Raw genomic sequence first — 21,914 nt, forward strand, 5'->3', positions numbered from 1 at the left:
TCCCCGGCGGATCGATCCCGCCGGGGCGGCTCAGCCGACGCGGGTCAGCTTGCTGCCCAGGCTCGGGCTGACCAGGTCCTGCTTCAGGGCCACGGGCACCTTCACCTGGCTGGCGCCCTCGCCGATGGTCAGGACACCGATCTCCGTACCGGCCTTGGCGGTCTGCGGCAGCGGGCCGCCGCCCTCACCCAGCTTGACGTTGACCTTGAGCGACGGCCAGCCGACCGCCTCCACGTCGGCGGTGGTCACGACCGGGGTCCTGCCCCCGAGACCGTCGTCGACGTACCCGACGACCTGGCCCTTCTTCACGACGTTCGCGCCGGTCAGCGTCTTCTGCGTGGCCAGCATGACGTCCTTGCTCGCCGCGATGGCGGTATCGAGGATGGGCACGCCGTGCTGACCGAGGACCGCGCCGACGATCAGCTGGTTCGTCTTGCCGACCTGCTTCTGGGCGGCGAAGAGCAGGTTGCCGCCCGCCTTGGTGGTGGAGCCGGTCTTGATCCCGAGCGAGTCGTTGTAGGGGATCAGGTCGTTGTAGTTGCGCCACGTCTTGCCGGACGGGTCGGTCCACCTCGGCAGCCGGGTGATCGCGATCAGCTCGGGCATTTCGACGACCTTGAGACCCAGCTTGACCTGGTCCTCGGCGGTGCTGACCGTGGTCGCGTCCAGACCCGAGGGGTCCGTGTACGTCGTGTTGGTCATGCCGAGTTCCTTGGCGGTGTCGTTCATCTTCTTGACGAACGCCTCCTGGTCACCGCCGGAGTCCCAGCGCGCGAGCAGCCGCGCGATGTTGTTGGCGGAGGGGATCATGATCGCGGCGAGGGCGTCGTACTCCGAGATCTGGCCACCCTCCTTGAGGGTGTTGACGGTGGACTCCCCCTCGGAGTCCTTCCTGCCGTCGTCCACGGCCGTCTTGTCGACCGGGATCATCTCACCCTTCTCACCCTTCTTCATCGGGTGGTCCTTGAGGATCACGTACGCCGTCATGGTCTTCGCGACGCTGCCGATGGCGATCGGCTTCTGCTCCCCGAAGGTGCCCACCGTGCCGAGGCCGGCGGCGGCCATGTAGCCCTGGCCCTCCTTCGGCCACGGCAGGACAGGGGCGGATCCGTCGAAGGTGAACGCGCTCTGCGCCGTCATCTTGAGCTGCGGCTCGGGCAGCGGGCGCACCAGCTGCACCACGGCGAGGATGATCACCAGCAGCGCGACCAGCGGGGCGTAGATCTTGAACCGCCGCGCGAAGGTGCGCAGGGGGCTCGGCGGCGGGGGCGGGTTGTTCGTGAGGTCCGCCAGCATGTCGAGCGGCGGCTTGGGCGGCAGCGGCTGCTGCGTGGTCCGCTCGCTGTCCTGCCTGGGCCCGGCGGGCGCGGTCGCCCGCGTCGGGGCGGACCCCGGTGCGGTGGGAGCCGGCTTCGGCGCGGAGGTCCGGACGTCGTCACTCCGCAACGGCACGAAGGTGCCGGCGCGCTCACCGCCGGCGGCGCTCGACGGTGCGGGCCGGTCGCCCTGCGCGGGCTTGGCGGCCGAGGGGGCGCCGGGGGCGGTACCGGGCTTCACGGCCCGGAACACGGCCGTACGCTCGCTGTCCTCGGCCGACTTCCCCGCCGAACCGGAACCAGAGCCGGAACCGGAACCAGAGCCCGAACCGGAACCCGAACCAGAGCCCGGAACAGAACCGGAACCGGAAGCCGGGCCGGAACCCGAAGCCGGCTTCGGCTTCTCGGCGGCACCGGGACGCACCGCACGGAACACGGCCGTGCGCTCGCTGTCCTCGGCCGGCTTCGCGGGCGCAGGCCGGTCGGCCTGCGCGGGCTTGGCCGCGGTGGGGGCGCCGGGGGCGGTACCGGGCTTCACGGCCCGGAACACGGCCGTACGCTCGCTGTCCTCGACCGGCTTCCCCGCCGAACCCGAACCGGAACCGGAACCGGAACGCGGGTCAACGGCCGCACCCCGCCCCGCGGCAGAACCGGAATCCGAACCGGAACCCGGCTTCGGCTCGGGCTCCGACTCGGGCTTCGACTCGGGCTTCGGCTGTGTCTTCGGCTGTGTCTTCGGCGCCTCGCGGGCATCGTTCCTGAACGCCCGGAACACCGCGGTGCGCTCGCTGTCGGCGGGCCCCTCCGCTTCGGTGGACTTCTCGGCGGATGCGTCCGGAGCGGGCTTCACGACCCCGAACGCGGTCGTCCGCTGTTCCGCGGCGGCGGGCTTGTCGGCGGCCACCGGACCCCGCGCGGACCCGTCAGAACCCGCAGGGGCACCGGACTCGGAACCGGAGTCTGACTCGGCCTCGGACTCGGCCTCGGCCTCCGCTGCGACGTCGGCGGAACCGGCCGTGACGGAACCGGCCGTGGTGGTCGAGTCCACCCGACCGGATGACGCCTTCGGCTCGGGAGCAGCCTCGACCGGCTCGGCCTCGGCACCGGCCCCCGCACCGGGGCGCGGGTCCTCCTCGCCCTCGTCCTCGTCGCCGGAGCCCTCGTCGCCGCCGGCCGCCTCGCCGCCGGCCGCCTCGCCCTCCGGCGTACGCTCCGCGTCCGCCGACTTGGACGCGACCCAGGCCGCGACGGCCACCTTCAGAGGGTCCCGGTCGCCGGACTCCGGCTCGCGCGGTCGCAGGACCGAGAGCCTCGGGTCCCGTTCCGCGGAGGACGCGGCGGTGTCCGCCGCCCCCGACGCACCTTCATCTACCGACTTGTCGGGGGACTCGCCCGCCACCAGTTCCTCCTCGATCGACGTTCGGCCGCTGTCCGAACCGTCTAACAGTGTCCCGTCTCGGGGGCATCGCCCACCCGCTAGACGAGAACGACATAGATGCAGGTTCCCCCATAAACCGACCAGGCGCTCTCGACAGATGAATGTGAGAGGCGTCACCCTGTCACTCATCCACGCGGGGAGGCATGGATGGGCAGGAGCCGCAGAACAATTCCGGAGGAGCTTCTGTTGCTCGCCTTGGACCCGACCACGGGAACCACGGCGCAGCCGCAGTCGCTCGACCTCGGCCTGGCCGGGGCACAGCTAGTGGAGCTGGCTCTGGCAGGACGGATAGCCCCTGACGGGGATCGTATCGCCGTGGTGATGCCACGGCCGACAGGAGATCCGACTCTGGACTCCGCACTGGAACTGCTGCGCAGGCGCGGCAGCCCGGTTCGGGCCGTCCACTGGATCGGCGGACCCCGGCTGGGGCTCCGTCAGATTTACCTCGCTCATCTGGAGCGTTGCGGCATGGTTCATGCCGTCGCGGGACAGATGTGCGGGGTGTTGCCGACGACTCGCTACCAGGCGACCGACACGGCGATCAGCCGGGAGATCCGTGCCCGGCTCGACAGTGCGATCCGCACCGGTGTACCGCCGGACCCGCGGACCGCGGCGCTCGCCGCTCTGGCCCACGCGGTCGGACTCGGCAAGCACCTGTACCCCGGCAACGAGGGGCGGTCGTCCAGGTCCCGGTTGCGGGACCTGATCCGGCACGACCCCATGGGCGGTCTGGTGGCGCACGCCGTCATGGACGTCCAGAACGGGGTGGCGGCACAGCCACGCCGTGACCGCGCGCCGGCGCCGGCACCCGCCGCGCGGGCTTCGGCCACCTCCGCGACCGGTGCGGGCGGTGTGCCGATGCAGCCGCGTCGGACGGGTGCGATGGCTCGTGCGGCCGCGCACTGACCGTGGGGTGACAAGCAGGACCGGCAGAACCCGCAGGACCGGCACCACCGGCAGAACCCGCACGACCAGCACGACCAGCCCCATCAGCACGACCAGCACCACCCGTGGGACCCGCGACACCCCTTGATCCATTCGCGGCCCGCACGCACACCGCTCGACCGAACGCCATCGCCGGAACCGGCCGTCCCCCAAAGACCCGGTTCGGGAACCGCCGGCGCGCGGGGTGGCGGGGCCGGCCCACCCGGCCCCGCCGCCCCGCGCGTCTGTCGTTTCCGCACGTCTGTCGTTTCCGCACGTCCGACCTTGCCGCGCGGCTGTCTTTCCCGCCCGTTCCCCAGCGGTACCACACCCTTCGGTGGCAGTCTGCTGAACATCAGGCACGCAGAGAGACAGAAACAGAACCAGAACGAGTAGAAGAAGGCGGAGGTGCCGTCCCCGTGGCGTCCAATGTCAATCCCACCGTCCGACGCCGCCGACTGGGCATGGAATTGCGCAAGTTGCGCGAGGACAAGGGCATGACGGCCGAGCAGGTGGCCGAGCGCCTCCTCGTCTCCCAGTCGAAGATCAGCCGGCTGGAGAACGGTCGGCGTTCGATCAGTCAGCGCGATGTCCGCGACCTGTGCGACGTGTACGAGGTCGAGGACCGCCGGCTCGTCGACTCCCTGATGCAGATGGCCAAGGACTCGCGCCAGCAGGGCTGGTGGCACGCCTTCGGCGACATCCCGTACAGCGTCTACATCGGCCTGGAGACGGACGCCGCCAGCCTGCGCACGTACGAGCCCCAGATGGTCCCGGGACTGCTCCAGACCCCGGACTACGCCCAGGCCCTGATCCGCGGCGCGTTGCCCGAGACCGCGCCGCAGGACGTGGAGAAGCGCGTCCAGGTCCGGATGCACCGTCAGAAGCGGCTGTCCGAGACGGACAACAACAATCCGGACGTCGGTCCGCTCCGCCTGTGGGCGGTCATCGACGAGGCGGCACTGCGCCGGCACGTGGGCGACGCGCAGTTGATGATCCGACAGCTGGAGTACTTGATAGAGCGCTCGGAGGAGCCGTACATCACGGTGCAGGTGATGCCGTTCTCGATGGGGGCGCACCCCGGCGTGAACGGCCAGTACGCGATTCTGGAATTCCCCGACGCCTCGGACTCGACCGTCGTCTACATCGAGGGCGTCACGAGCGATCTGTACTTGGAGAAGGCCAATGACGTTCAGAAGTACAGCGTGATGTACGAGCACCTTCGCGCCCAGGCCCTCAACGTCGACCAGACCCGGCAGTTCATCTCGGAGATCATCAAGCACTACGCCGGCAAGTAGCGACAAATGGGGAGGAATCAGTCCTGGTGACAAGGGGGGCCGTACGGTACACCGTCGCTCCCCGGCCACATAAGACCTGACCTGAATATGCCACTCGGTCGAGTGAACGGCCCCTTCAGCCGTCGGAAGGTGCGGGTAGCGTCGATCACGTCAGCCGGGGAATTGGCCGACACGCCATCGGAACTACTCGCCGAACCGGAGAAAAACATGGCTATTCGTCAGGGCGCCACGGAAAACTGGACCAAGTCCTCTTACTCCGGAGGAAACGGCGCCTGCGTCGAGGTCAAGTCCCCCGTGATGGAATCCATCGCCGTCCGTGACTCGAAGGTGCAGGACGGACCGTCGCTCACCTTCGCGCCGGGTTCCTGGAACTCGTTCGTCGCGGACGTCGTCGAGGGTCGGCCGGGGCGCCTCGTCTGAACGTCGAGGCGACCTTGCCGACGACCCCCACCGCCGCGTCGCCGGCGCCACCCGCGTCGCCGGCACCACAGGCACCACAGGCACCACAGGCACCACAGGCACCACAGGCACCACAGGCACCACAGGCACCACAGGCACCAACAGCTTCACCGGCACCACCCGCACCACCCATCGGAGCCCTCTCGACCGACCCGCCGTCTTGGCCGAGGGGGCTCCGTCGTGTCCGCGCCCCGGGTCAGCGCAGCTGATCCACGTACCGGTCGGTGCCCGGCACGGTGGGGATGAACGGCGCGACCAACTCAACCCGCCCCAGTCCCGTCTCCGCGACCTCGGTCTCCCAGCCCCGGAACCGGTCCCAGCAGGTCCGCGGGTCGGTCTCCAGGAACCACAGCAGTGTCAGCCGGGTGTCGACCCCCTCGACCTGCTTGACGTACGTCATCCGGTCGCCGGGCAGCGGTGTCGGCCGGAAGATCGTCACCATCGCCGCGGGCCCTCCCGCCAGCCGCTTCGGCAGGGCCCGCGAGCGCAGCCACTCCAGCAGTTCGGCCCGCTGTTCGGGCCCGTCGGCGTCGACGACCTGGAGGACCAGGCCGGCGTACGGGTGGTCGAGGGCGTGGAAGTCCCGGGGCCCGGCGGCGCCGTCCCGGTAGACCGTGGCCGCGTGGTCCTGGAAGGCCGTGAAGACGTGGGTGCGGTCCTGGTAGACGCGTCCGTCTCGGTTGAGGCGCTTGTTGATGCCGACGGTCCACTTCATGTGCTCGTCGTAGCGACCCCGGGTGACCCAGTACGTGGAGAGGTAGCAGCCGGCGCCGACCGGCTGCGCCACCGCCGACTTCTCGGGGTAGCGCAGCTCCTGGAGGTCCCGCGTGGCCACCCAGCGGCGTCCGGCGTACATCCAGGGCATGGCCATGGCGCCCGCGTAGTAGTGGTCGTCCTCGTACCAGCGGTTGTACGCGTGCTCGTGTCCGGGATGCGGCTCCACCATGGTGATCAGCGCGTGCCCGGGGCGGACCCCGTAGGGGCCGACGGCGGCGAGCGCGGCGTAGTCGTCGGGGCGGGTGTCCGGTGCGTGCTCCTGCTCTTCTGCGGTCATGACACCGGTGTATCTGATGCCGCGTCAGTTGAGGAGGGGCGGGCGGGCCCGAACCGCGCACGGGACGCGGAACGTCGGGTTCGACACCGTCCGGATCGGCCGGTGCGCTCACTGCCCGGCGGGGCAGGACCGCGTCCCGGAGGGAAGCCGGCCGTCGACCAGGAAGTGGTTCGCGTACTCGCGTACGCACGGGGATTCCGCGTACCCGGTGTGCCCGTCGCCCTTGAAGTCGAGGATCACCGCCGAGCCCAGCCGGCGGGCCGTCTCCTCGGTCCATTCGTACGGGGTCGCCGGGTCGCCGCGCGTGCCGACGAGCAGCATGCGCGGGGCCCCGGGGTCGTCGATCTTCCGGATGAAGTCCGTGCCGGGCGGTCGGCCGTAGCAGGACAGGACGGTCAGCAGCTGGTTCGGCCCGAAGATCCGCGATGCCGCGAGGAACTCGTCCCGCAGGCCCTCGACCTCCTTGCGGACCGCCGCCGGGGTGGCCGTGTCGTCGCCCCGGTCCGGGTCGTCGGCGCAGTTCACGGCGGTCTGCGCGGCCGGCCCGTTGTCGGCGGGCACCTTCACCTGACCCCCGTCGCCGCCCTCGCCCCCGCCCCCGCCCTCGTCTTCATCCTGATCCTGCGGCGGCGGCTCCATCGGGCCGCCCAACTGGAGCAGTCCGATCGGGTCACCGCGCTCGACCTCCTTGAGGCCGTCCGCGAGCGCGGGCCACAGCTTGCGCGAGTACAGGGCGGTGCCGACGGACGCGACCACGTCCTGCCCGGTGAAGTGCGAACCGTCCTGCCCGACCAGCGGTTCCACGTCGAGCCGGGCCACGAGCGCGTCGACCTTCCGCTTGGCGGTACGGGTGTTCGTGCCGTACACGCAGTCGCTCTGGCGGGTGCACCAGCCGAGGAAGTGGTCGAGGGCGCGCTGCTGCCCGCGCGCCGACATCAGGGCCTGCTCGGCGAGCGGCTCGGTGAGGGTGTCGACCCCGTCGAGGACCATGCGGCCGGTCGTGCGGGGGAACTGCGCGGCGTACACGGCGCCGAGCCGGGTGCCGTAGGAGAAGCCGAGGTAGTCGAGTTTCTCCGCGCCGAGGGCCCGGCGGATGACGTCCATGTCGCGGGAGACGTTCACGGTGCCGATGTACGGGAGCACCGGGCCGGAGTGCAGTGCGCACCGCCGGGCCACGGCCCGCAGGGCGGCGAGCCGTCCGGCGGCGTCGTGCGGGGCGATGGCGGGGTCGGTCTCCTGTGAGCCGCCGCAGGAGACGGGCTCGCTGTGCCCGACGCCTCGGGGGTCGAAGGTGACGAGGTCGCGGTGCTTGCCGAGGTCGGCGAAGAGGGTGGGGTCGGCGGCGAGGGAGGCGATGCCGGGGCCGCCGGGGCCGCCGAAGTTCAGCAGGACCGGCCCGCGGGACGCGCCCTGTGTCGCGGGTATCCGGGCCACGGCCAGGGTGACCGTGCCCTTCGCCGGGGCGGCGTGGTCCAGCGGCACGTCCAGCGTCCCGCACCGCATGCCGTCGGGTACCGGCCGTTCGGGGCAGTGGCCCCAGCGGATGTGGGGCGGCGCGGGTCCGTCGGTGGCCGGCGGGGTCGCGCCCAACGACACCAGCACGAGCCCGCAGGCCGCGACGGCGGCACGGAACCAACCACGGGTCAGGCGCACGAGCCCTCCTCGGGCAAACCCCCCTACCCTGCCGGCCCACCCTAACCGCGGCCCGCCGACTCGGCCCGCCGGCGGCTCGGGTCCCGGCGGGCCCGGCCGGTCCGGCGGGTTTCCGGCTCGGCCCCGCTCAGCCCCGGCCGCGGTAGAGCGCGTTGACCTCGCGGTCGAACTCGCGCGCCACCACGCCCCGCTTCAGCTTCAGCGAAGGCGTCAGGTGGCCTCGCGCCTCGGTGAACTCGCCCGGCAGCACGACGAAGCGTCGGATCGATTCCGCGCGCGACACCAGCTGGTTCGCCTCGTCCACCGCCCGTTGTACGTCGGCCCGCAGTTCCTCGTCCTCGACGAGTTCCCGCATCGGCATGGTGGTCTTCTTCCGCATCTGCCGCCAGTGCGCGAGCCCCTCCGGCTCCAGGGTGACCAGTGCCGCCACGTACGGCCGGTTGTCGCCGACGACCATGCACTGGCCGACCAGGGGGTGGGCGCGCAGCCGGTCCTCCAGGACGGCCGGGGCGACGTTCTTGCCGCCGGAGGTGATGATCATGTCCTTCTTGCGGCCGGTGATCGTCAGGTAGCCGTCCCGGTCCAGTTCGCCGATGTCCCCGGTCGGGAACCAGGCGCCCGGCTCCGCCCAGGCCACGTTCCAGTACCCGGCGAAGACGTGGCGCCCCCGCAGCAGCACCTCGCCGTCGTCGGCGATCCGTACCGCCGTCCCGGGGAGCGGCCATCCGACGGTTCCCAGCCGGGGCTTCAGCGGCGGGGTGATGGTGGAGGCGGCGGTCGTCTCGGTCAGTCCGTAGCCCTCGAAGACCTCGACTCCGGCGCCGGTGTAGAAGGCGGCGAGCCGCCGTCCGAGGGGTGAGCCGCCGCTCAGGACGTAGCGGACGCGTCCGCCCAGGGCCGCCCGGATCCGTCGGTAGACGAGCGGGTCGTACAGGGCGTGTGCCGCGCGCAGTCCGAGACCCGGGGCGTTGCCCTCGACCGCCTCGCCGAAGCGCTCCGCGATCCGGGCGGCACGGTCGAAGGACGAGGCCCGGCCCATGCGCTCGGCGGTGGCCCGCGCGGTGTTGTAGACCTTCTCCAGCACGTAGGGGATGGCGAGGAGGAACGTCGGGCGGAAGCCCGCCAGGTCCGCCAGCAGGTCGTCCGTGGCGATGCTCGGCGCGTGGCCCAGTTTCACCCGCGCCCGCAGACATCCGACGGCCACCATCCGCCCGAACACGTGGGACAGCGGCAGGAAGAGGAGAGTCGACGCGGGTTCCTCGGTTTCGGCCCGGAAGACGGGGTGGAGGAGCTCGACCGCGTTGTCGACCTCGGCGAAGAAGTTGCCGTGCGTCAGTACGCAGCCCTTGGGCTGCCCGGTGGTCCCCGACGTGTACACGAGCGTCGCCACGTCGTGGGGCGTACGGCCTCTTCTGCGTTCGTGCACCAGCGCGTCGGGGATGTGTTCCCCGGCCTTGACGAGGCGGGCCACGGCCCCCGTGTCGAACTCCCACAGGTGCGCCAGCCACGGCAGGTTCCCGCGCTCGCCGCTGATGATCCGCGCCTGCACGGTGTCCTCGACGGCGCAGGCCACGGCTCCGGAATCATGGATGATCCAGCGCGCCTGGAGGGCGGAGGAGGTGGGGTAGATCGGTACGGTGACCAGCCCGGCGGCCCAGCCCGCGAAGTCCAGCAGCGTCCATTCGTACGTGGTCCGCGCCATGATGGCGAGCCGGTCGCCGGGGCGCAGCCCTTCCGCGATCAGGCCCTTGGCCACGGCGAGGACCTCGGCCGCGAACTCGGCGGCACTCACGTCCCGCCAGGCGCCGTCCGGCCCCTTGCGGGCGAGCACGGCCTCGCCGGGGGCCTGCGCGGCGTTGTCGAAGGGGATGTCCCCCAGTGATCCGTGCGGGGGCGGCCCCACCAGCGCGGGCACGACCACCTCGCGCACCTCACCGTCGATCACGGTCTTGACGGGTTCGACGAGTTTCGGCCCGGCCTGCTGCACGACAGTGCTCACGGCGCGCGCTCCTTCGGTTCGGCAGGAGTTACCGCCGGTAATTTACGCACGGGTAACTGCCGCTGACCACCCCCCGCACACGCTCCGACCGGCACATTCCCACCTCGCACACAGCACGCACACACCGCGGACCCGCCCTCCGAGGGAGCCGCACCGGCCCGCCCGGGGAGCGCGGCCCTCGGACCGTCACCCCTGTGTGGCGCGGTGGAGGTCGCGAAGCAGGGCGATCTCGGCCCCGTGGTGCAGGAGTTCCTGGTTGACCCACCAGACGATGTCGACGAACGGCTCCTCCGCGTCACTGCCGTGCGGGTAGGTGCAGTACCCCACGGTGTCCAGCGCGGCGTCCTCCACACCCGCGAGCGCCTTCCGCCAGGCCCCGGAGGCCGCCTCGAAGTCCGCGACCGCCGTGGCGACGTCGCCCTTGACCCGGTAGTCGTCCCGGGTCAGCGCCCGACTGCCGGCCACGTGGTCGGCCCGCAGCGTCAGCATTTCGGTGAGGTGGCTCAGGCGCCAGGCGATGGTGGTGAACGGAGGCGGCGCGGGGTGCGGGTAGGGCGCGGCGTCCCGCCCCCACTCGCCGGCGCCGGCCAGGTGGGTCGCCCTCGCCCCCGGCCCTTCCGAGCGCCGACGCACCGACCAGCAGTCCGCCACCGGCTCCCAGAGGTACTCCTCGTCGGTCATCGGGCCGACCTCGGTGTCCGACCCGTCGCCGCTGTCCATGACGGGCCCGGCCAGCCGGCCCAGCAGGCGCTCGCGGGCGAACTCGAACTGCTCCAGCAGGGGGGTCACACGGGAGGGGGTCTCGGGGGATGGGCTCACGGGGTCACTCCTGTGGATGAACGGCTCGCCCCGAGGCGGGGGGCGATCGGGTGACCCGCCAGGCTGTCACAGGCTCCGCGGCACCGCGCCTCGATTACGCGCGAGGCGCCTCAGCCGCCCGCGCCGCCGCACACGTCCCCGTCCGTATCCCCGCGTTCGCCCCCGTGCTCGTCCCCGTGCTCGTCCTCGTACGCGCCCTCGTACGCGCCCTCGTGCTCGGCGGGGTCGAGGGCGCGGTGCGAGAGCAGGGGCTCACAGTCGCCGCAGAGCGCCTTCGGGTCGGCCGACCGGAAGCAGCGTTCACAGCCGTCGCAGGTGATCAACGGGTCCGGCGGGACGTGGCGCGGCCTGACCGGGGCCGGCGGGAGCACGGGCGGCAGGGACTTCTCCAACCGGAAGGCGAGCAGGGACGCCGCGTGCCGCAGGGGATGCGGGAGGTCCGAGGTCAGCGCCTGCTCCACCGCCTCCGGATGGATCCCGCGCTCGAACCAGGACGAGACCCGGGGCGCGAGACGGTGAACGTCCTCCTCGGACAGCAACAGCCGGGCGTCGACGCGACGCAGCCCCGCCAACAGGTCGACGGCGACCGGGTCGAGGGACGCCTCGGGCTCGGGCTCGGCCTCGACCTCGGGCTCCGGCTCCGGCTCCGGCTCCGGCTCGGCCTCACGCTCCGGCTCGACCTCGCGCTCCGGCTCCGGCTCCGGCTCGGCGGACTCCCGGCCCGGCTCCTCGAACCCCTCGAACTCCCAGGGCTCCTCGAACCCCTTGAACTCCCAGGGCTCCTCGAACCCCTCGAACCCCTCGGGCACCTCGAACCCCTCGGGGAACGGCCCGCACACCCCCGGCTCCGGCGCCCGCTCCACCCGAGACCGACGAGGCGGACGGGCCGCCCGAGGTGGGCGAGGAGGGCGCGCCGGTCGCGCGGCCCGGACGCCGGCCTCGGGTACCGCACCCGGCTGGTTGTGCCAGTACGTGAGGGTGACCATCCGCCCGTTCGGCAGCCGGACGACATTCCGCTCCAGGTACCCGTGCGCCTCCAACTCCCTCAGCGCGGAGGCGAGTCGGCTCACGCCTTCGGGGAAGCGCCCGGACAGCGCCTTGATCCCGACCGGCGAACCGGCGCGCAGCGACTGGATGTAGAGCCCGACCCCGCGCGCCAGCCCGGAGAGTTGCCGGTGTTGGGCGAGGTGGTTCCCGACCACCGTGTAGTGCGAGGTGTGTCGGGTGGTGACGTGCTGGACGCCGGATCGGTGGGTCGCCGGGCGAACCCGGGACGACGCGCGCGGGGGCGCGTTAAGCTGCCGCATATCCATGGGGGAAGGTTTGTCTTCCTTGATGGTCAGGCCCTCGTCCGGGATGCCAGTCCCGGCGGGGGCCGTCTCGTGTTCTGGAGTTGTCGCGGTGAGCATATGTCAGGCAACCCCACCGAAATCCAGCCCGGTTGGCACGGTTCACCCGTCCGAGCGACGGGAGGCCGGGAGGGTTGGTCGGGGTCATTTCACCCTCTTCGTACTTGGAAGTACCAGGGTCAGGACGCGCCGGATTCCGGTCGACCGAGATCCGGCCCCGAGCCGGTCTTTCGCAGGGAGAATCCCACCCAAAACACCCTCGCGGAATCACCCGGACGGGAGCCCCGCGGACCCCCGGCCACCGGCGGCCGGCCGAGCGGTCGGGCCGCGAAGCACCGGTACGCCCCCGAGTACGGGAAAACACCGCGACCCCCGCCCGGACGGGGGCGGGGGTCGCGATGAGTACGCGTCCTGCGAGCGACGAGCGCCCGCACAGCCGGACAGCCGGACGGCCGGACGGCCGGTCAGGCAATCAAGCGGTCGGACGGTGAGCAGTCGGACGGTGAGCGGTCAGGCCGCGACCGGAACCGGGGCCTCGGCGCGCTCGTCGGAACGCTCCTCGGACGGCTCGTCGAGCGGGGAGGACGACGCGGTGACGTAGGCCTCCTTGTCCAGGATCCCCTCGCGGGCCGAGACGATGACCGGGACGACGGCCTGGCCGGCGACGTTGGTTGCGGTGCGCATCATGTCGAGGATCGGGTCGATCGCCATCAGCAGGCCCACGCCCTCCAGGGGCAGGCCCAGGGTGGAGAGGGTCAGGGTCAGCATGACCGTGGCGCCCGTCAGACCGGCCGTGGCGGCGGAGCCGACCACCGACACGAAGGCGATGAGCACGTACTCCTTGATGCCCAGCTGCACGTCGAAGATCTGCGCGATGAAGATCGCGGCGAGCGCGGGGTAGATCGCGGCGCAGCCGTCCATCTTGGTGGTGGCACCGAACGGGACCGCGAAACTCGCGTACTCCTTCGGGACGCCGAGGCGCTCGGTGACCTTCTGGGTGACGGGCATGGTGCCGACCGAGGAGCGGGAGACGAAGGCCAGCTGGATGGCCGGCCAGGCGCCCTTGAAGAACTGGATCGGGTTGACCTTGGCGACCGTGGCGAGGAGCAGCGGGTAGACGCCGAACATCACGAGCGCCGAGCCGATGTAGACGTCGGCGGTGAAGGTGGCGTACTTGCCGATCAGGTCCCAGCCGTAGGTGGCGATGGCGGTGCCGATGAGGCCGACGGTGCCGATGGGCGCGAGGCGGATGACCCACCACAGGGCCTTCTGCAGGAGCTCCAGCACGGACTCGGCGAGGCTCAGTACGGGCTGTGCCTTGCTGCCGAGCTGGAGGGCGGCGATGCCGGCGACGGCGGCCATGAAGACGATCTGGAGCACGTTCAGCTCGGTGAACGGCGTGATGACGTCGGTGGGGACGATGCCGGTCAGGAAGTCGATCCAGGAGCCCTGGTGCTTGGGCAGCTTGCCGTCCTGCGGGGTGAGGCCGGTGCCGGCGCCCGGGTTGGTCAGGAGGCCGATGGCGAGGCCTATGCCCACCGCGATCAGCGACGTGATCATGAACCAGAGCAGCGTGCGGGAGGCGAGCCGGGCGGCGTTGTTCACCTTCCGCAGGTTGGTGATGGACACCAGGATCGCGAAGAAGACGAGCGGGGCGACGGCCAGCTTCAGCAGCTGGACGAAGATGTCGCCGACCTGCTCCAGGGTGGTCTTGAGCCAGCTGACGTCCTGGCTCTTGGCGAGCCAGCCGAACAGGACACCGAGCACGAGACCGGTGACGATCTGCGCCCAGAAGGGGAACTTGAACCTGGCCTTGGCGGGAGCCTGGGCCTGGGGGGTCTCGGACACGGACACTCTCCGGGGGACGCACGGGGAAACGGGGTGATGGTTCTGCGGTGATGCGGTGCGGCAGCCAGAAGGGGGCCGGCCGGGGACCGCTGCTGTATCGATTCAGCTCAACTCGGTGACAACGGTTCAGCGACAGCAACAGGCCGCGGACACGCGGCGGCAGAGGTCGACGTGCAGGCGCGCCACGAGCGGGACGCTCGCGGTCATCTGGTGCGCAGCTGTGGTCAACATGTTGAACACGCTAACACTTCGCCTTTGAGATTCTCAAAGGCGCCCTTTGAGCCAGGCCGGCGCGGGACTCGCGCCGCCCGTTCCGGGAAACACCAACGCCCCAGCGTCACGGGCGGTATTCCCGTTGCTGGGGCGGTTCGGTGTGTGATGAAACCAACAGGGGCCCGAGCCCCCGCGTACTAGCTCACGCGGGCCGCGTCATCGGCCGAGTCCTCCTGGCTGCGGTTCGCGGCCAGCTTCTCCTTCGCACCCGTGACGCGTCCGGAGATCTGCACGGACATCTCGTCACGCTGCTTGCGCAGCAGCACGAAGGAGAGCGGAGCGGACAGCACGAGGGCGAGCAGCACGAGCCACGCGACGTTGGCGTCACCCAGCCCGGAGGGCACCCAGCCCAGACGCACCAGTGCGGCGACGAGGACGAGACATCCGACGAAGATGCCCAGGCGCATCGCGGTGTAGCGGATCGTCGCGCTCGGCTTGAGGGACACGGTGACCCCTTCTCTCTCGTCTTCGTGCATCGACAGGTGCCCGTCCAGTGAAGCACGCCGGGCCCCCGCTCCGGCCCGCCGGGGTCAGTGCGGCGGGCCGGGGCGGGACTCAGTGCAGCGGCAGCAGGAAGGTGATGTCGTCGCGGTCGTCGCCGGGTGCGACGCGGATGGCGTCGGGGACGCGGCCGACCTCCTTGTAGCCGCAGGCCGCGTAGAAGCGCTCCAGGCCGAGGCCGCCGCGGGCGCCGAGGCGGATGGCCTCGATGCCGTCGAGGGTGCGCGCGGAGTCGGCGAGGGCCGCCATCAGCTCCCGGCCGGCGCCCCGCCCCTGGAGGGCGGGGGCGACCATCACGGTGTACGCCCAGACCCAGTGCCGTTGGAGGCGGTGGGCGTTGAAGGCGAGGAACGCGGTGGCGGTGACGCGGCCCTCCTCGTCGCGTCCGACGAGGAGGCGCATGCGGCCTTCGGCGATGGCCGCGAGGTGCTCGACCAGTTCGGGCCGTACGACGTCCGCGGTCACGGGCGGTACGAACCCCACCGCGCCGCCGGTGTTGGTGACGTCGGTCCACAGCTCGATGATCCCGTCGCGCAGGGCCGCGTCGATCACGGGATCGAAGGTAAAGGTAAGGGCCATATCCGAAGACTAGCCATTACACGCGCTGTCGGGCAAAGAGGTTGACGGCCGAACGCGCGTCAGGCCCCGGTCCCTGACGGGACCGGGGCCTGACGGCGGGCCGACGAAGCGGCTCGAAGCACGCGCGGAGTGCGACGCGGGGCGCGACGCGGAGCGCGGCGCCGGATGCGGGGCGTCAGACGCGCATGGCCTGCGGCGTCTCGCGCAGGCCCGCCTCCGGGCCCGGGTACTCGCGGATGATCTCGTAGCGCGTGTTCCGCTCGACCGGGCGGAAGCCGGCCTCGCGGATGAGCTCCAGGAGGTCGTCGCGACCCAGCTTGTTCGGGGTGCCGTAGTTGTCGGCGTCGTGCGTGATCTTGTACTCGACGACCGAGCCGTCCATGTCGTCCGCGCCGTGCTGGAGCGCGAGCTGTGCGGTCTGCACGCCGTGCATCACCCAGAACACCTTGACGTGCGGCACGTTGTCGAAGAGCAGCCGGGAGACGGCGAAGGTCTTCAGCGCCTCGGCGCCCGTCGCCATCGTCGTCCGCGCCTGGAGCTTGTTGCGGACCTTGCCGTCCTTCATGTCCACGAAGTCGTGCTGGTAGCGCAGCGGGATGAAGACCTGGAAACCGCCGGTCTCGTCCTGGAGCTCGCGCAGCCGCAGCACGTGGTCCACGCGGTGGCGCGGCTCCTCGATGTGCCCGTAGAGCATCGTCGCGGGGGTCTTCAGCCCCTTGGAGTGCGCCAGCCGGTGGATGCGCGACCAGTCTTCCCAGTGGGTGCGGTGGTCGACGATGTGCTGCCGCACCTCCCAGTCGAAGATCTCGGCGCCGCCGCCGGTCAGCGACTCCAGACCCGCCTCGATCAGCTCGTCCAGGATGTCGGAGGCCGACATCCCGGAGATCGTCTCGAAGTGGTGGATCTCGGTGGCCGTGAACGCCTTCAGCGAGACGCTCGGCAGGGCCTCCTTGAGCGCGGAGAGCGAGCGCGGGTAGTAGCGCCACGGCAGGGTCGGGTGCAGGCCGTTGACGATGTGCAGTTCGGTGAGGTTGTCGTTCTCCATGGCCTTGGCCAGGCGGACGGCTTCCTCGATGCGCATCGTGTACGCGTCCTTCTCGCCCGGCTTGCGCTGGAACGAGCAGTACGCGCAGGACGCGGTGCACACGTTCGTCATGTTGAGGTGACGGTTGACGTTGAAGTGGACGACGTCGCCGTTCTTGCGCGTGCGCACCTCGTGGGCGAGGCCGCCGAGCCAGGCCAGGTCGTCCGACTCGTAGAGGGCGATGCCGTCCTCACGCGTCAGCCGCTCGCCGGAGCGGACCTTCTCCTCCAGCTCGCGCTTGAGCCCAGCGTCCATCCCGGTCGTCTCCTCTACGTGTCCTGCACTGCACTACATGTCCCGCACTGCCTGCAACCGCCGCGACCCACCGTACTCTCAGGCCTCTTCGGGCAGCTCCCCGACCCGGTTCTCCCACTTCGTGGAGAGCACGATCGTGGTGCGGGTGCGGGAGACGCCCTTGGTGCCGGACAGCCTCCGGATGATCTTCTCCAGGCCGTCCACGTCGCTGGCGCGCGCCTTCAACATGAAGGAGTCGTCGCCGGCGATGAACCAGCAGTCCTCGATCTCCGGCAGGTCCTTGAGCCGGCGCGCCACGTCCTCGTGGTCGGCGGCGTCGGAGAGGGAGATGCCGATCAGCGCCGTGACGCCGAGGCCGAGCGAGGCCGAGTCCACGGTCGCGCGGTAGCCCGTGATCACGCCCGCGGTCTCCAGGCGGTTGATCCGGTCGGTGACGCTGGGGCCGGAGAGACCCACGAGACGGCCCAGCTCCGCGTACGAGGCACGCCCGTTCTCCCGGAGTGCCTGGATGAGCTGCCTGTCCACCGTGTCCATTTATATGGAGCCTTCCATTATTCGGCGATCCTGCAAGTCTAGGTATAGAATCTAAGGCACACAGGGTCAACACCCTGTGAATCTTTTCAACAGATCAATGACGATCTTCAGGAGTGGTTTTCACCGTGTACACGATCGAGATGGCCTACGCGCACATGCGACAGCTCCAGGAGCTGGCCAACCGATCCCGCACCGACCAGCCGTCCGCCGCGCAGCGCGTGGACAAGACCCGCAAGCCGCGCAGCGCCAAGAAGCGCTAGTCACCGCCGCCTGCCCCCTGGGGAGCGCGGGAGCCTCCCAGCTCCCCCTCCCAACGGCGATACAGCCGGTGCGGCACCCCTGCCGCGTCCAGCACTCGCCCCGCGACGAAGTCCACCAGATCCTGGATGTGCGTCGCACCCGCGTAGAAGGCCGGAGAGGCGGGCAGCACGATCGCGCCCGCCTCGTCCAGCGCCACCAGCTGCTTCAACGTCTGCCCGCTCAGCGGGGTCTCGCGTACCGCGACCACCAGTCGGCGCCGCTCCTTGAGCGTCACGCTCGCGACCCGCTGGAGCAGGTCCTTCGACAGCCCCAGCGCGACCCCCGCCACGCACGCCGTCGACGCCGGCACGATCAGCATCCCCTTGACCGGGTACGAGCCCGAGCTCGGTCCGGCCGCCAGGTCCCCCGCCGCCCAGTGGCGCACGCCGTCCAGGTCGAGCCCCGTGAAGGTGCCCGGCTTGCCGTCCGCCCCGCGCCCCAGCCACTCGGCCAGATCGTTCCGCCAGTGCGCGTCGCGGAAGGCGATCCCGGTCTCGTCCAACAGGGTGAGCCGAGAGGCCCGGCTCACCACCAGGTCCACGCCCTCGCCCGCCGCGAGGAGTCCCCGGATCACGGCCGCCGCGTACGGCGTCCCGGACGCCCCGGAAACCCCGACCACCCACGGGGTGCGCTTGCCCTCAGTCATACCTCCGAGACTATCCGGCCACGGCACGCGGGCACTCGATAAGGTGTCCGCACGTCCCAGGGGGTGGGACGCGGGGACAAGGGGGCAGCAGTGAGCACGAGCGTGGACGAGACCTGGACCCGGACCCACCGGGCCAAGGCCGCCGCCCGATTGATGCTGGGATGGGTGGCCCTGCTCTGGTTGCTGGAGGCGGTCGACTTCGTCACCGGCCACGCACTCGACGCGTACGGGATCGAGGCACGCGAACCGGGGAGTCTCCTGCGGGCCCCCCTGGCGGCGTTCCTGCACTTCGGCTTCGCACACGTGGCGTCCAACAGCGTGCCGCTGCTGGTGTTCGGCTTCGTCGCCGCCCTCGGGGGCATCCGTCGCTTTCTGGCCGTCTGCGCCCTGATCATCGCGGCCGACGGCCTCGGCACCTGGCTGATCTCACCGCCGAACACCCTCACCGCCGGCGCCTCCGGCGTGGTCTTCGGGCTCTTCGGCTACGTCGTCGTCCGCGGCTTCGTCGAACGCAAGGTCCTCGGCATCGCGGTGGGACTGGCGATCGGCCTCTACTGGGGCGCCACCGCCCTGTCCGGCATCCTGCCCATGACCCCCGGGGTCAGCTGGCAGGGACACCTCTGCGGCCTCGTGGCGGGCGTGGTCACGGCTCTGTTCTTCCGCCGCCCCGACCGCCGCGCGGCGCTCGCCCCCGGGGTGCTCTAGATCCTCAGACCCCGCACGACGAGGTCCAGCAGCGCGCAGACGAACAACGCGATGCCGATGAAGCCGTTCACCGTGAAGAAGGCCCGGTTCAGGCGGGACAGGTCGTGCGGCTTCACGATGGTGTGCTCGTAGACGAAGGCCGCGACGACGATCAGCAGGCCGAACCAGAAGATCGGGCCCGCGCCCGTCGCCACCGCGTACCAGGCCAGCAGGCCGGTGGTCACCACGTGCGCCCCGCGCGCGCCCCACAGGGCCGCCGGGATGCCGAAGCGGGCCGGGACCGAGCGGACGCCCTCCGCACGGTCGGCCGCCACGTCCTGGCAGCCGAAGATCAGATCGAAGCCGCCGATCCACACGCCGACCGCGAGGCCCAGGATCACCGCGTCCCAGGACCACTCGCCGGTGATCGCCAGCCAGGCGCCGATCGGCCCGATCGCCTGGGCCAGGCCCAGGATGGCGTGCGGGAAGTCCGTGAAGCGCTTCCCGTACGGGTAGACCACCATCGGGACCACCGCGAGCGGCGCGAGCATCAGGCACAGCGGGTTCAGCAGCGCCGCCGAGCCGAGGAACACGACCAGCGCGACGCCGGCCCCCGTCCAGGCGGTCCGCACCGACACGGCGCCCGTGACGAGTTCCCGCCCGGCGGTGCGGGGATTGCGGGCGTCGATCTCCCGGTCGATGATCCGGTTGGCGGCCATCGCGAAGGTCCGCAGCCCCACCATGCACACGGTGACGAGCAGCAGCCGGCCCCAGTGCACGGTCCCGTCGAGCTCGAACATCGCGGTCAGGGCGGCGATGTAGGCGAAGGGCAGCGCGAAGACCGAGTGCTCGATCATCACCAGGCGCAGGAAGGCCTTCGCCTTGTTGCCGGTCTGCGGCGCCGGGCCGGGGCCGACGACGCCTTCGGCAGCCGAGGTCATACGAGACTCCTCCGGAACGCTTCGATGTCGGCCAGCAGTCGTGCGCCGGGCAGCGGCCCGGTCTCCAGGCTCTGCGCCGGCCCGTCGTGGCCCTCGGGCGGGGTGACGTGGGCGGTGAAGGCCCAGTCGTCGCCCGTCGGACGGCCCTCCAGGCGCAGCACGTCGCCCGCTTCGACGGTGAACGGCGCGGCCCCGGCGAGACCGGCGAGGAGCCGCTCCGCGAAGTCCTCGGCCTCGATGTCGCGCAGGCCCGGCAGTTCGAAGCCGTCGCCCTCGCCGTCCTCGACGTCGGTGAGCAGCGCCCAGACGTTCCCGGGGCCGGCGAACTCCTCCGGCGAGACGCCGGCCTGTTCGGCCGCCGCCCGGACGCCCTCGTCCGCCGCGTCGAGTTCCGGGCGCACGAGCGCCACGTAGGTGGTGTCGTCCCCGATGAAGAGCTCGGGGCCGCCCACCGCGATCGGGCTCACAGTCCGTACTCCTTCCAGCGGCTGTCCACGAGGGCCGCCGTCGCCGGGTCGGACTCCACCATGTCGGGCCAGCCGCCGTCGCGGGTGTAGCCCTCCTCGGGCAGCTTCCGTGTGGCGTCGATGCCCGCCTTGCCGCCCCAGAACTGCTGGTAGGAGGCGTGGTCCAGGTGGTCGACGGGTCCTTCCACGACGGTCAGGTCGCGGGAGTAGTCGGTGTTGCCGAGCGCCCGCCAGGAGACCTCGTGCAGGTCGTGGACGTCGCAGTCCTTGTCCACCACGATGATCAGCTTGGTCAGCGACATCATGTGGGCGCCCCAGATGGCGTGCATGACCTTCTGCGCGTGCTTCGGGTACTTCTTGTCGATCGAGACGATCGCGCAGTTGTGGAAGCCGCCCGACTCGGGGAGGTGGTAGTCCACGATGTCCGGCACGATGATCTTGAGCAGGGGCAGGAAGAAGCGTTCGGTGGCGCGACCGAGCGGACCGTCCTCGGTCGGCGGACGGCCGACGACGATCGACTGGAGCAGCGGACGCCTGCGCATCGTCACGCAGTCGATGGTCAGCGCGGGGAACGGTTCCTGCGGCGTGTAGAAGCCGGTGTGGTCGCCGAACGGGCCCTCGGGCAGCATCTCGCCCGGCTCCAACCAGCCCTCGATGACGACCTCGGCGTTGGCCGGCACCTGGAGGGGGACCGTCTTGCAGTCGACCATCTCGATGCGCTTGCCCGCCACGAAGCCGGCGAAGAGGTACTCGTCGATGTCGCCGGGCAGCGGCGCGGTGGACGCGTACGTCACGGCCGGCGGACACCCGAAGGCGATGGCGACGGGCAGCCGCTCGCCCCGGGCCGCGGCGACCGCGTAGTGGTTGCGGCTGTCCTTGTGGATCTGCCAGTGCATGCCGATGGTGCGCTTGTCGTGCCGCTGGAGGCGGTACAGGCCGAGGTTGCGCACGCCCGTCTCCGGGTGCTTGGTGTGCGTCAGGCCGAGGTTGAAGAAGGACCCGCCGTCCTTGGGCCAGGTGAAGAGGGCCGGCAGCAGGTCCAGGTCCACGTCGTCGCCGGTGAGCACGACCTCCTGGACGGGCGCGTCGCCCTTCACCTTCCGCGGCGGCACGTGCACCATCGAGCCCAGCTTGCCGAAGGCCTCGCGGACGCCGATGAAGCCCTGGGGAAGCTCGGGCTTGAGCAGCCCGCCGATCTTCTCGCTGATCTCCGCGTACGACTTCAGGCCGAGGGCCTTCAGGAGCCGGCGGTCGGTGCCGAAGACGTTCATGGCCAGCGGCATCGCCGAGCCCTTGACGTTCTCGAAGAGCAGCGCGGGCCCGCCCGCTTTGTTCACTCTGTCGACGATCTCCCCGATCTCCAGATACGGGTCGACTTCGGCCTTGATGCGCTTGAGGTCGCCCTCCCGCTCCAGAGCCCGGAGCAGCGAGCGGAGATCGTCGTAAGCCATGGGGCCCAGTATCCGTCACCCTCTACCCTGGGAGCGTCACCG

General features: G+C 70.9%; 20 protein-coding genes. 5 read left to right on the plus strand and 15 right to left on the minus strand.

The window, feature by feature from the left end; translation table 11 throughout:
* Positions 1-30 precede the first annotated feature (30 nt).
* On the minus strand, positions 31-2,715 hold the full coding sequence (locus ACQEVM_RS31815) for a hypothetical protein (protein WP_433084732.1): 2,685 nt from the start codon (positions 2,713-2,715) through the stop codon (positions 31-33).
* Positions 2,716-2,901: 186 nt separating this feature from the next.
* On the opposite strand from ACQEVM_RS31815, the gene ACQEVM_RS31820 reads away from it, so the two are divergent.
* From ACQEVM_RS31820 to ACQEVM_RS31830, 3 genes are all read left to right on the plus strand, one after another.
* Complete coding sequence (locus ACQEVM_RS31820) at positions 2,902-3,660, plus strand: GOLPH3/VPS74 family protein (protein WP_384619954.1); 759 nt, start codon at positions 2,902-2,904, stop codon at positions 3,658-3,660.
* A 437-nt stretch (positions 3,661-4,097) separates the two neighbouring features.
* Entirely contained in the window at positions 4,098-4,976 is an 879-nt protein-coding gene (locus tag ACQEVM_RS31825) for a helix-turn-helix domain-containing protein (RefSeq protein ID WP_053682498.1), read from the plus strand.
* Between the two features lie 207 nt (positions 4,977-5,183).
* Positions 5,184-5,396, plus strand: coding sequence for a DUF397 domain-containing protein (locus ACQEVM_RS31830; RefSeq protein ID WP_351377143.1), 213 nt, complete (start codon positions 5,184-5,186; stop codon positions 5,394-5,396).
* 235 nt (positions 5,397-5,631) lie between these two features.
* On the opposite strand, the gene ACQEVM_RS31835 is transcribed toward ACQEVM_RS31830, so the two are convergent.
* The 10 genes from ACQEVM_RS31835 to ACQEVM_RS31880 all read right to left on the minus strand — a co-directional run bounded on the left by ACQEVM_RS31835 (position 5,632) and on the right by ACQEVM_RS31880 (position 17,383).
* Complete coding sequence (locus tag ACQEVM_RS31835) at positions 5,632-6,489, minus strand: hypothetical protein (protein ID WP_433084736.1); 858 nt, start codon at positions 6,487-6,489, stop codon at positions 5,632-5,634.
* Positions 6,490-6,597: 108 nt separating this feature from the next.
* Positions 6,598-8,142 (minus strand): alpha/beta hydrolase, encoded by a 1,545-nt coding sequence (locus ACQEVM_RS31840; protein WP_433084738.1) that lies wholly within the window; start codon positions 8,140-8,142, stop codon positions 6,598-6,600.
* A 127-nt stretch (positions 8,143-8,269) separates the two neighbouring features.
* On the minus strand, positions 8,270-10,141 hold the full coding sequence (locus ACQEVM_RS31845; protein WP_433084740.1) for an AMP-dependent synthetase/ligase: 1,872 nt from the start codon (positions 10,139-10,141) through the stop codon (positions 8,270-8,272).
* 186 nt (positions 10,142-10,327) lie between these two features.
* Positions 10,328-10,960 (minus strand): DinB family protein, encoded by a 633-nt coding sequence (locus ACQEVM_RS31850; RefSeq protein ID WP_433084742.1) that lies wholly within the window; start codon positions 10,958-10,960, stop codon positions 10,328-10,330.
* 110 nt (positions 10,961-11,070) lie between these two features.
* Positions 11,071-12,273: a hypothetical protein gene (locus ACQEVM_RS31855; protein ID WP_433084744.1), complete on the minus strand. Its 1,203-nt coding sequence runs from the start codon at positions 12,271-12,273 to the stop codon at positions 11,071-11,073.
* Positions 12,274-12,819: 546 nt separating this feature from the next.
* Positions 12,820-14,163, minus strand: a complete 1,344-nt coding sequence (locus ACQEVM_RS31860; RefSeq protein ID WP_433084746.1) for a dicarboxylate/amino acid:cation symporter — start codon at positions 14,161-14,163, stop codon at positions 12,820-12,822.
* 404 nt (positions 14,164-14,567) lie between these two features.
* The gene (locus ACQEVM_RS31865; protein ID WP_433084748.1) at positions 14,568-14,906 is read right to left on the minus strand and encodes a DUF4229 domain-containing protein; all 339 of its coding nucleotides are present in this window, start codon (positions 14,904-14,906) and stop codon (positions 14,568-14,570) included.
* A gap of 79 nt (positions 14,907-14,985) precedes the next feature.
* Positions 14,986-15,510, minus strand: a complete 525-nt coding sequence (locus ACQEVM_RS31870) for an N-acetyltransferase family protein (protein WP_433084750.1) — start codon at positions 15,508-15,510, stop codon at positions 14,986-14,988.
* Between the two features lie 175 nt (positions 15,511-15,685).
* Positions 15,686-16,849 (minus strand): aminofutalosine synthase MqnE, encoded by a 1,164-nt coding sequence (gene mqnE, locus ACQEVM_RS31875; protein ID WP_053682490.1) that lies wholly within the window; start codon positions 16,847-16,849, stop codon positions 15,686-15,688.
* Positions 16,850-16,927: 78 nt separating this feature from the next.
* Positions 16,928-17,383 carry an Lrp/AsnC family transcriptional regulator gene (locus tag ACQEVM_RS31880; RefSeq protein WP_053682489.1) on the minus strand — a complete coding sequence of 152 codons (456 nt, stop codon included), beginning with the start codon at positions 17,381-17,383 and terminating at the stop codon, positions 16,928-16,930.
* 125 nt (positions 17,384-17,508) lie between these two features.
* Between ACQEVM_RS31880 and ACQEVM_RS31885 the strand changes: the two genes are divergently transcribed.
* Positions 17,509-17,643 carry a hypothetical protein gene (locus ACQEVM_RS31885; RefSeq protein WP_267803235.1) on the plus strand — a complete coding sequence of 45 codons (135 nt, stop codon included), beginning with the start codon at positions 17,509-17,511 and terminating at the stop codon, positions 17,641-17,643.
* Here the strand turns inward: ACQEVM_RS31885 and ACQEVM_RS31890 are convergent.
* A complete protein-coding gene (locus ACQEVM_RS31890) occupies positions 17,640-18,329 on the minus strand; it encodes a UbiX family flavin prenyltransferase (protein ID WP_433084753.1) in 690 nt (229 codons plus the stop codon). The genes ACQEVM_RS31885 and ACQEVM_RS31890 overlap by 4 nt on opposite strands.
* A 153-nt stretch (positions 18,330-18,482) precedes the next feature.
* Between ACQEVM_RS31890 and ACQEVM_RS31895 the strand changes: the two genes are divergently transcribed.
* Entirely contained in the window at positions 18,483-19,034 is a 552-nt protein-coding gene (locus ACQEVM_RS31895; protein ID WP_433085508.1) for a rhomboid family intramembrane serine protease, read from the plus strand.
* Here ACQEVM_RS31895 and mqnP read toward each other — a convergent pair.
* The 3 genes from mqnP to ACQEVM_RS31910 are packed head-to-tail and all read right to left on the minus strand — an operon-like array spanning position 19,031 to position 21,872.
* Positions 19,031-19,954, minus strand: a complete 924-nt coding sequence (gene mqnP, locus ACQEVM_RS31900) for a menaquinone biosynthesis prenyltransferase MqnP (RefSeq protein ID WP_433084755.1) — start codon at positions 19,952-19,954, stop codon at positions 19,031-19,033. The genes ACQEVM_RS31895 and mqnP overlap by 4 nt on opposite strands.
* Positions 19,951-20,421: a hypothetical protein gene (locus ACQEVM_RS31905; RefSeq protein ID WP_433084757.1), complete on the minus strand. Its 471-nt coding sequence runs from the start codon at positions 20,419-20,421 to the stop codon at positions 19,951-19,953. Before ACQEVM_RS31905 ends, mqnP begins: the two co-directional genes overlap by 4 nt.
* Positions 20,418-21,872: a menaquinone biosynthesis decarboxylase gene (locus tag ACQEVM_RS31910; RefSeq protein ID WP_351377011.1), complete on the minus strand. Its 1,455-nt coding sequence runs from the start codon at positions 21,870-21,872 to the stop codon at positions 20,418-20,420. The genes ACQEVM_RS31905 and ACQEVM_RS31910 overlap by 4 nt, the downstream gene beginning before the upstream one ends.
* Positions 21,873-21,914 lie beyond the last annotated feature (42 nt).

Source organism: Streptomyces sp. CA-243310 (assembly GCF_050936775.1).
GTDB lineage: Bacteria > Actinomycetota > Actinomycetes > Streptomycetales > Streptomycetaceae > Streptomyces.

Coding starts and splice junctions, on each gene's coding strand:
- ACQEVM_RS31820 (WP_384619954.1), top strand. CDS start 2,902: ATGGGCAGGAGCCGCAGAACAATTCCGGAGGAGCTTCTGTTGCTCGCC.
- ACQEVM_RS31830 (WP_351377143.1), top strand. CDS start 5,184: ATGGCTATTCGTCAGGGCGCCACGGAAAACTGGACCAAGTCCTCTTAC.
- ACQEVM_RS31835 (WP_433084736.1), bottom strand. CDS start 6,489: ATGACCGCAGAAGAGCAGGAGCACGCACCGGACACCCGCCCCGACGAC.
- ACQEVM_RS31855 (WP_433084744.1), bottom strand. CDS start 12,273: ATGGATATGCGGCAGCTTAACGCGCCCCCGCGCGCGTCGTCCCGGGTT.
- ACQEVM_RS31865 (WP_433084748.1), bottom strand. CDS start 14,906: ATGCACGAAGACGAGAGAGAAGGGGTCACCGTGTCCCTCAAGCCGAGC.
- ACQEVM_RS31870 (WP_433084750.1), bottom strand. CDS start 15,510: ATGGCCCTTACCTTTACCTTCGATCCCGTGATCGACGCGGCCCTGCGC.
- mqnE (WP_053682490.1), bottom strand. CDS start 16,849: ATGGACGCTGGGCTCAAGCGCGAGCTGGAGGAGAAGGTCCGCTCCGGC.
- ACQEVM_RS31880 (WP_053682489.1), bottom strand. CDS start 17,383: ATGGACACGGTGGACAGGCAGCTCATCCAGGCACTCCGGGAGAACGGG.
- ACQEVM_RS31890 (WP_433084753.1), bottom strand. CDS start 18,329: ATGACTGAGGGCAAGCGCACCCCGTGGGTGGTCGGGGTTTCCGGGGCG.
- ACQEVM_RS31895 (WP_433085508.1), top strand. CDS start 18,483: ATGCTGGGATGGGTGGCCCTGCTCTGGTTGCTGGAGGCGGTCGACTTC.
- mqnP (WP_433084755.1), bottom strand. CDS start 19,954: ATGACCTCGGCTGCCGAAGGCGTCGTCGGCCCCGGCCCGGCGCCGCAG.
- ACQEVM_RS31910 (WP_351377011.1), bottom strand. CDS start 21,872: ATGGCTTACGACGATCTCCGCTCGCTGCTCCGGGCTCTGGAGCGGGAG.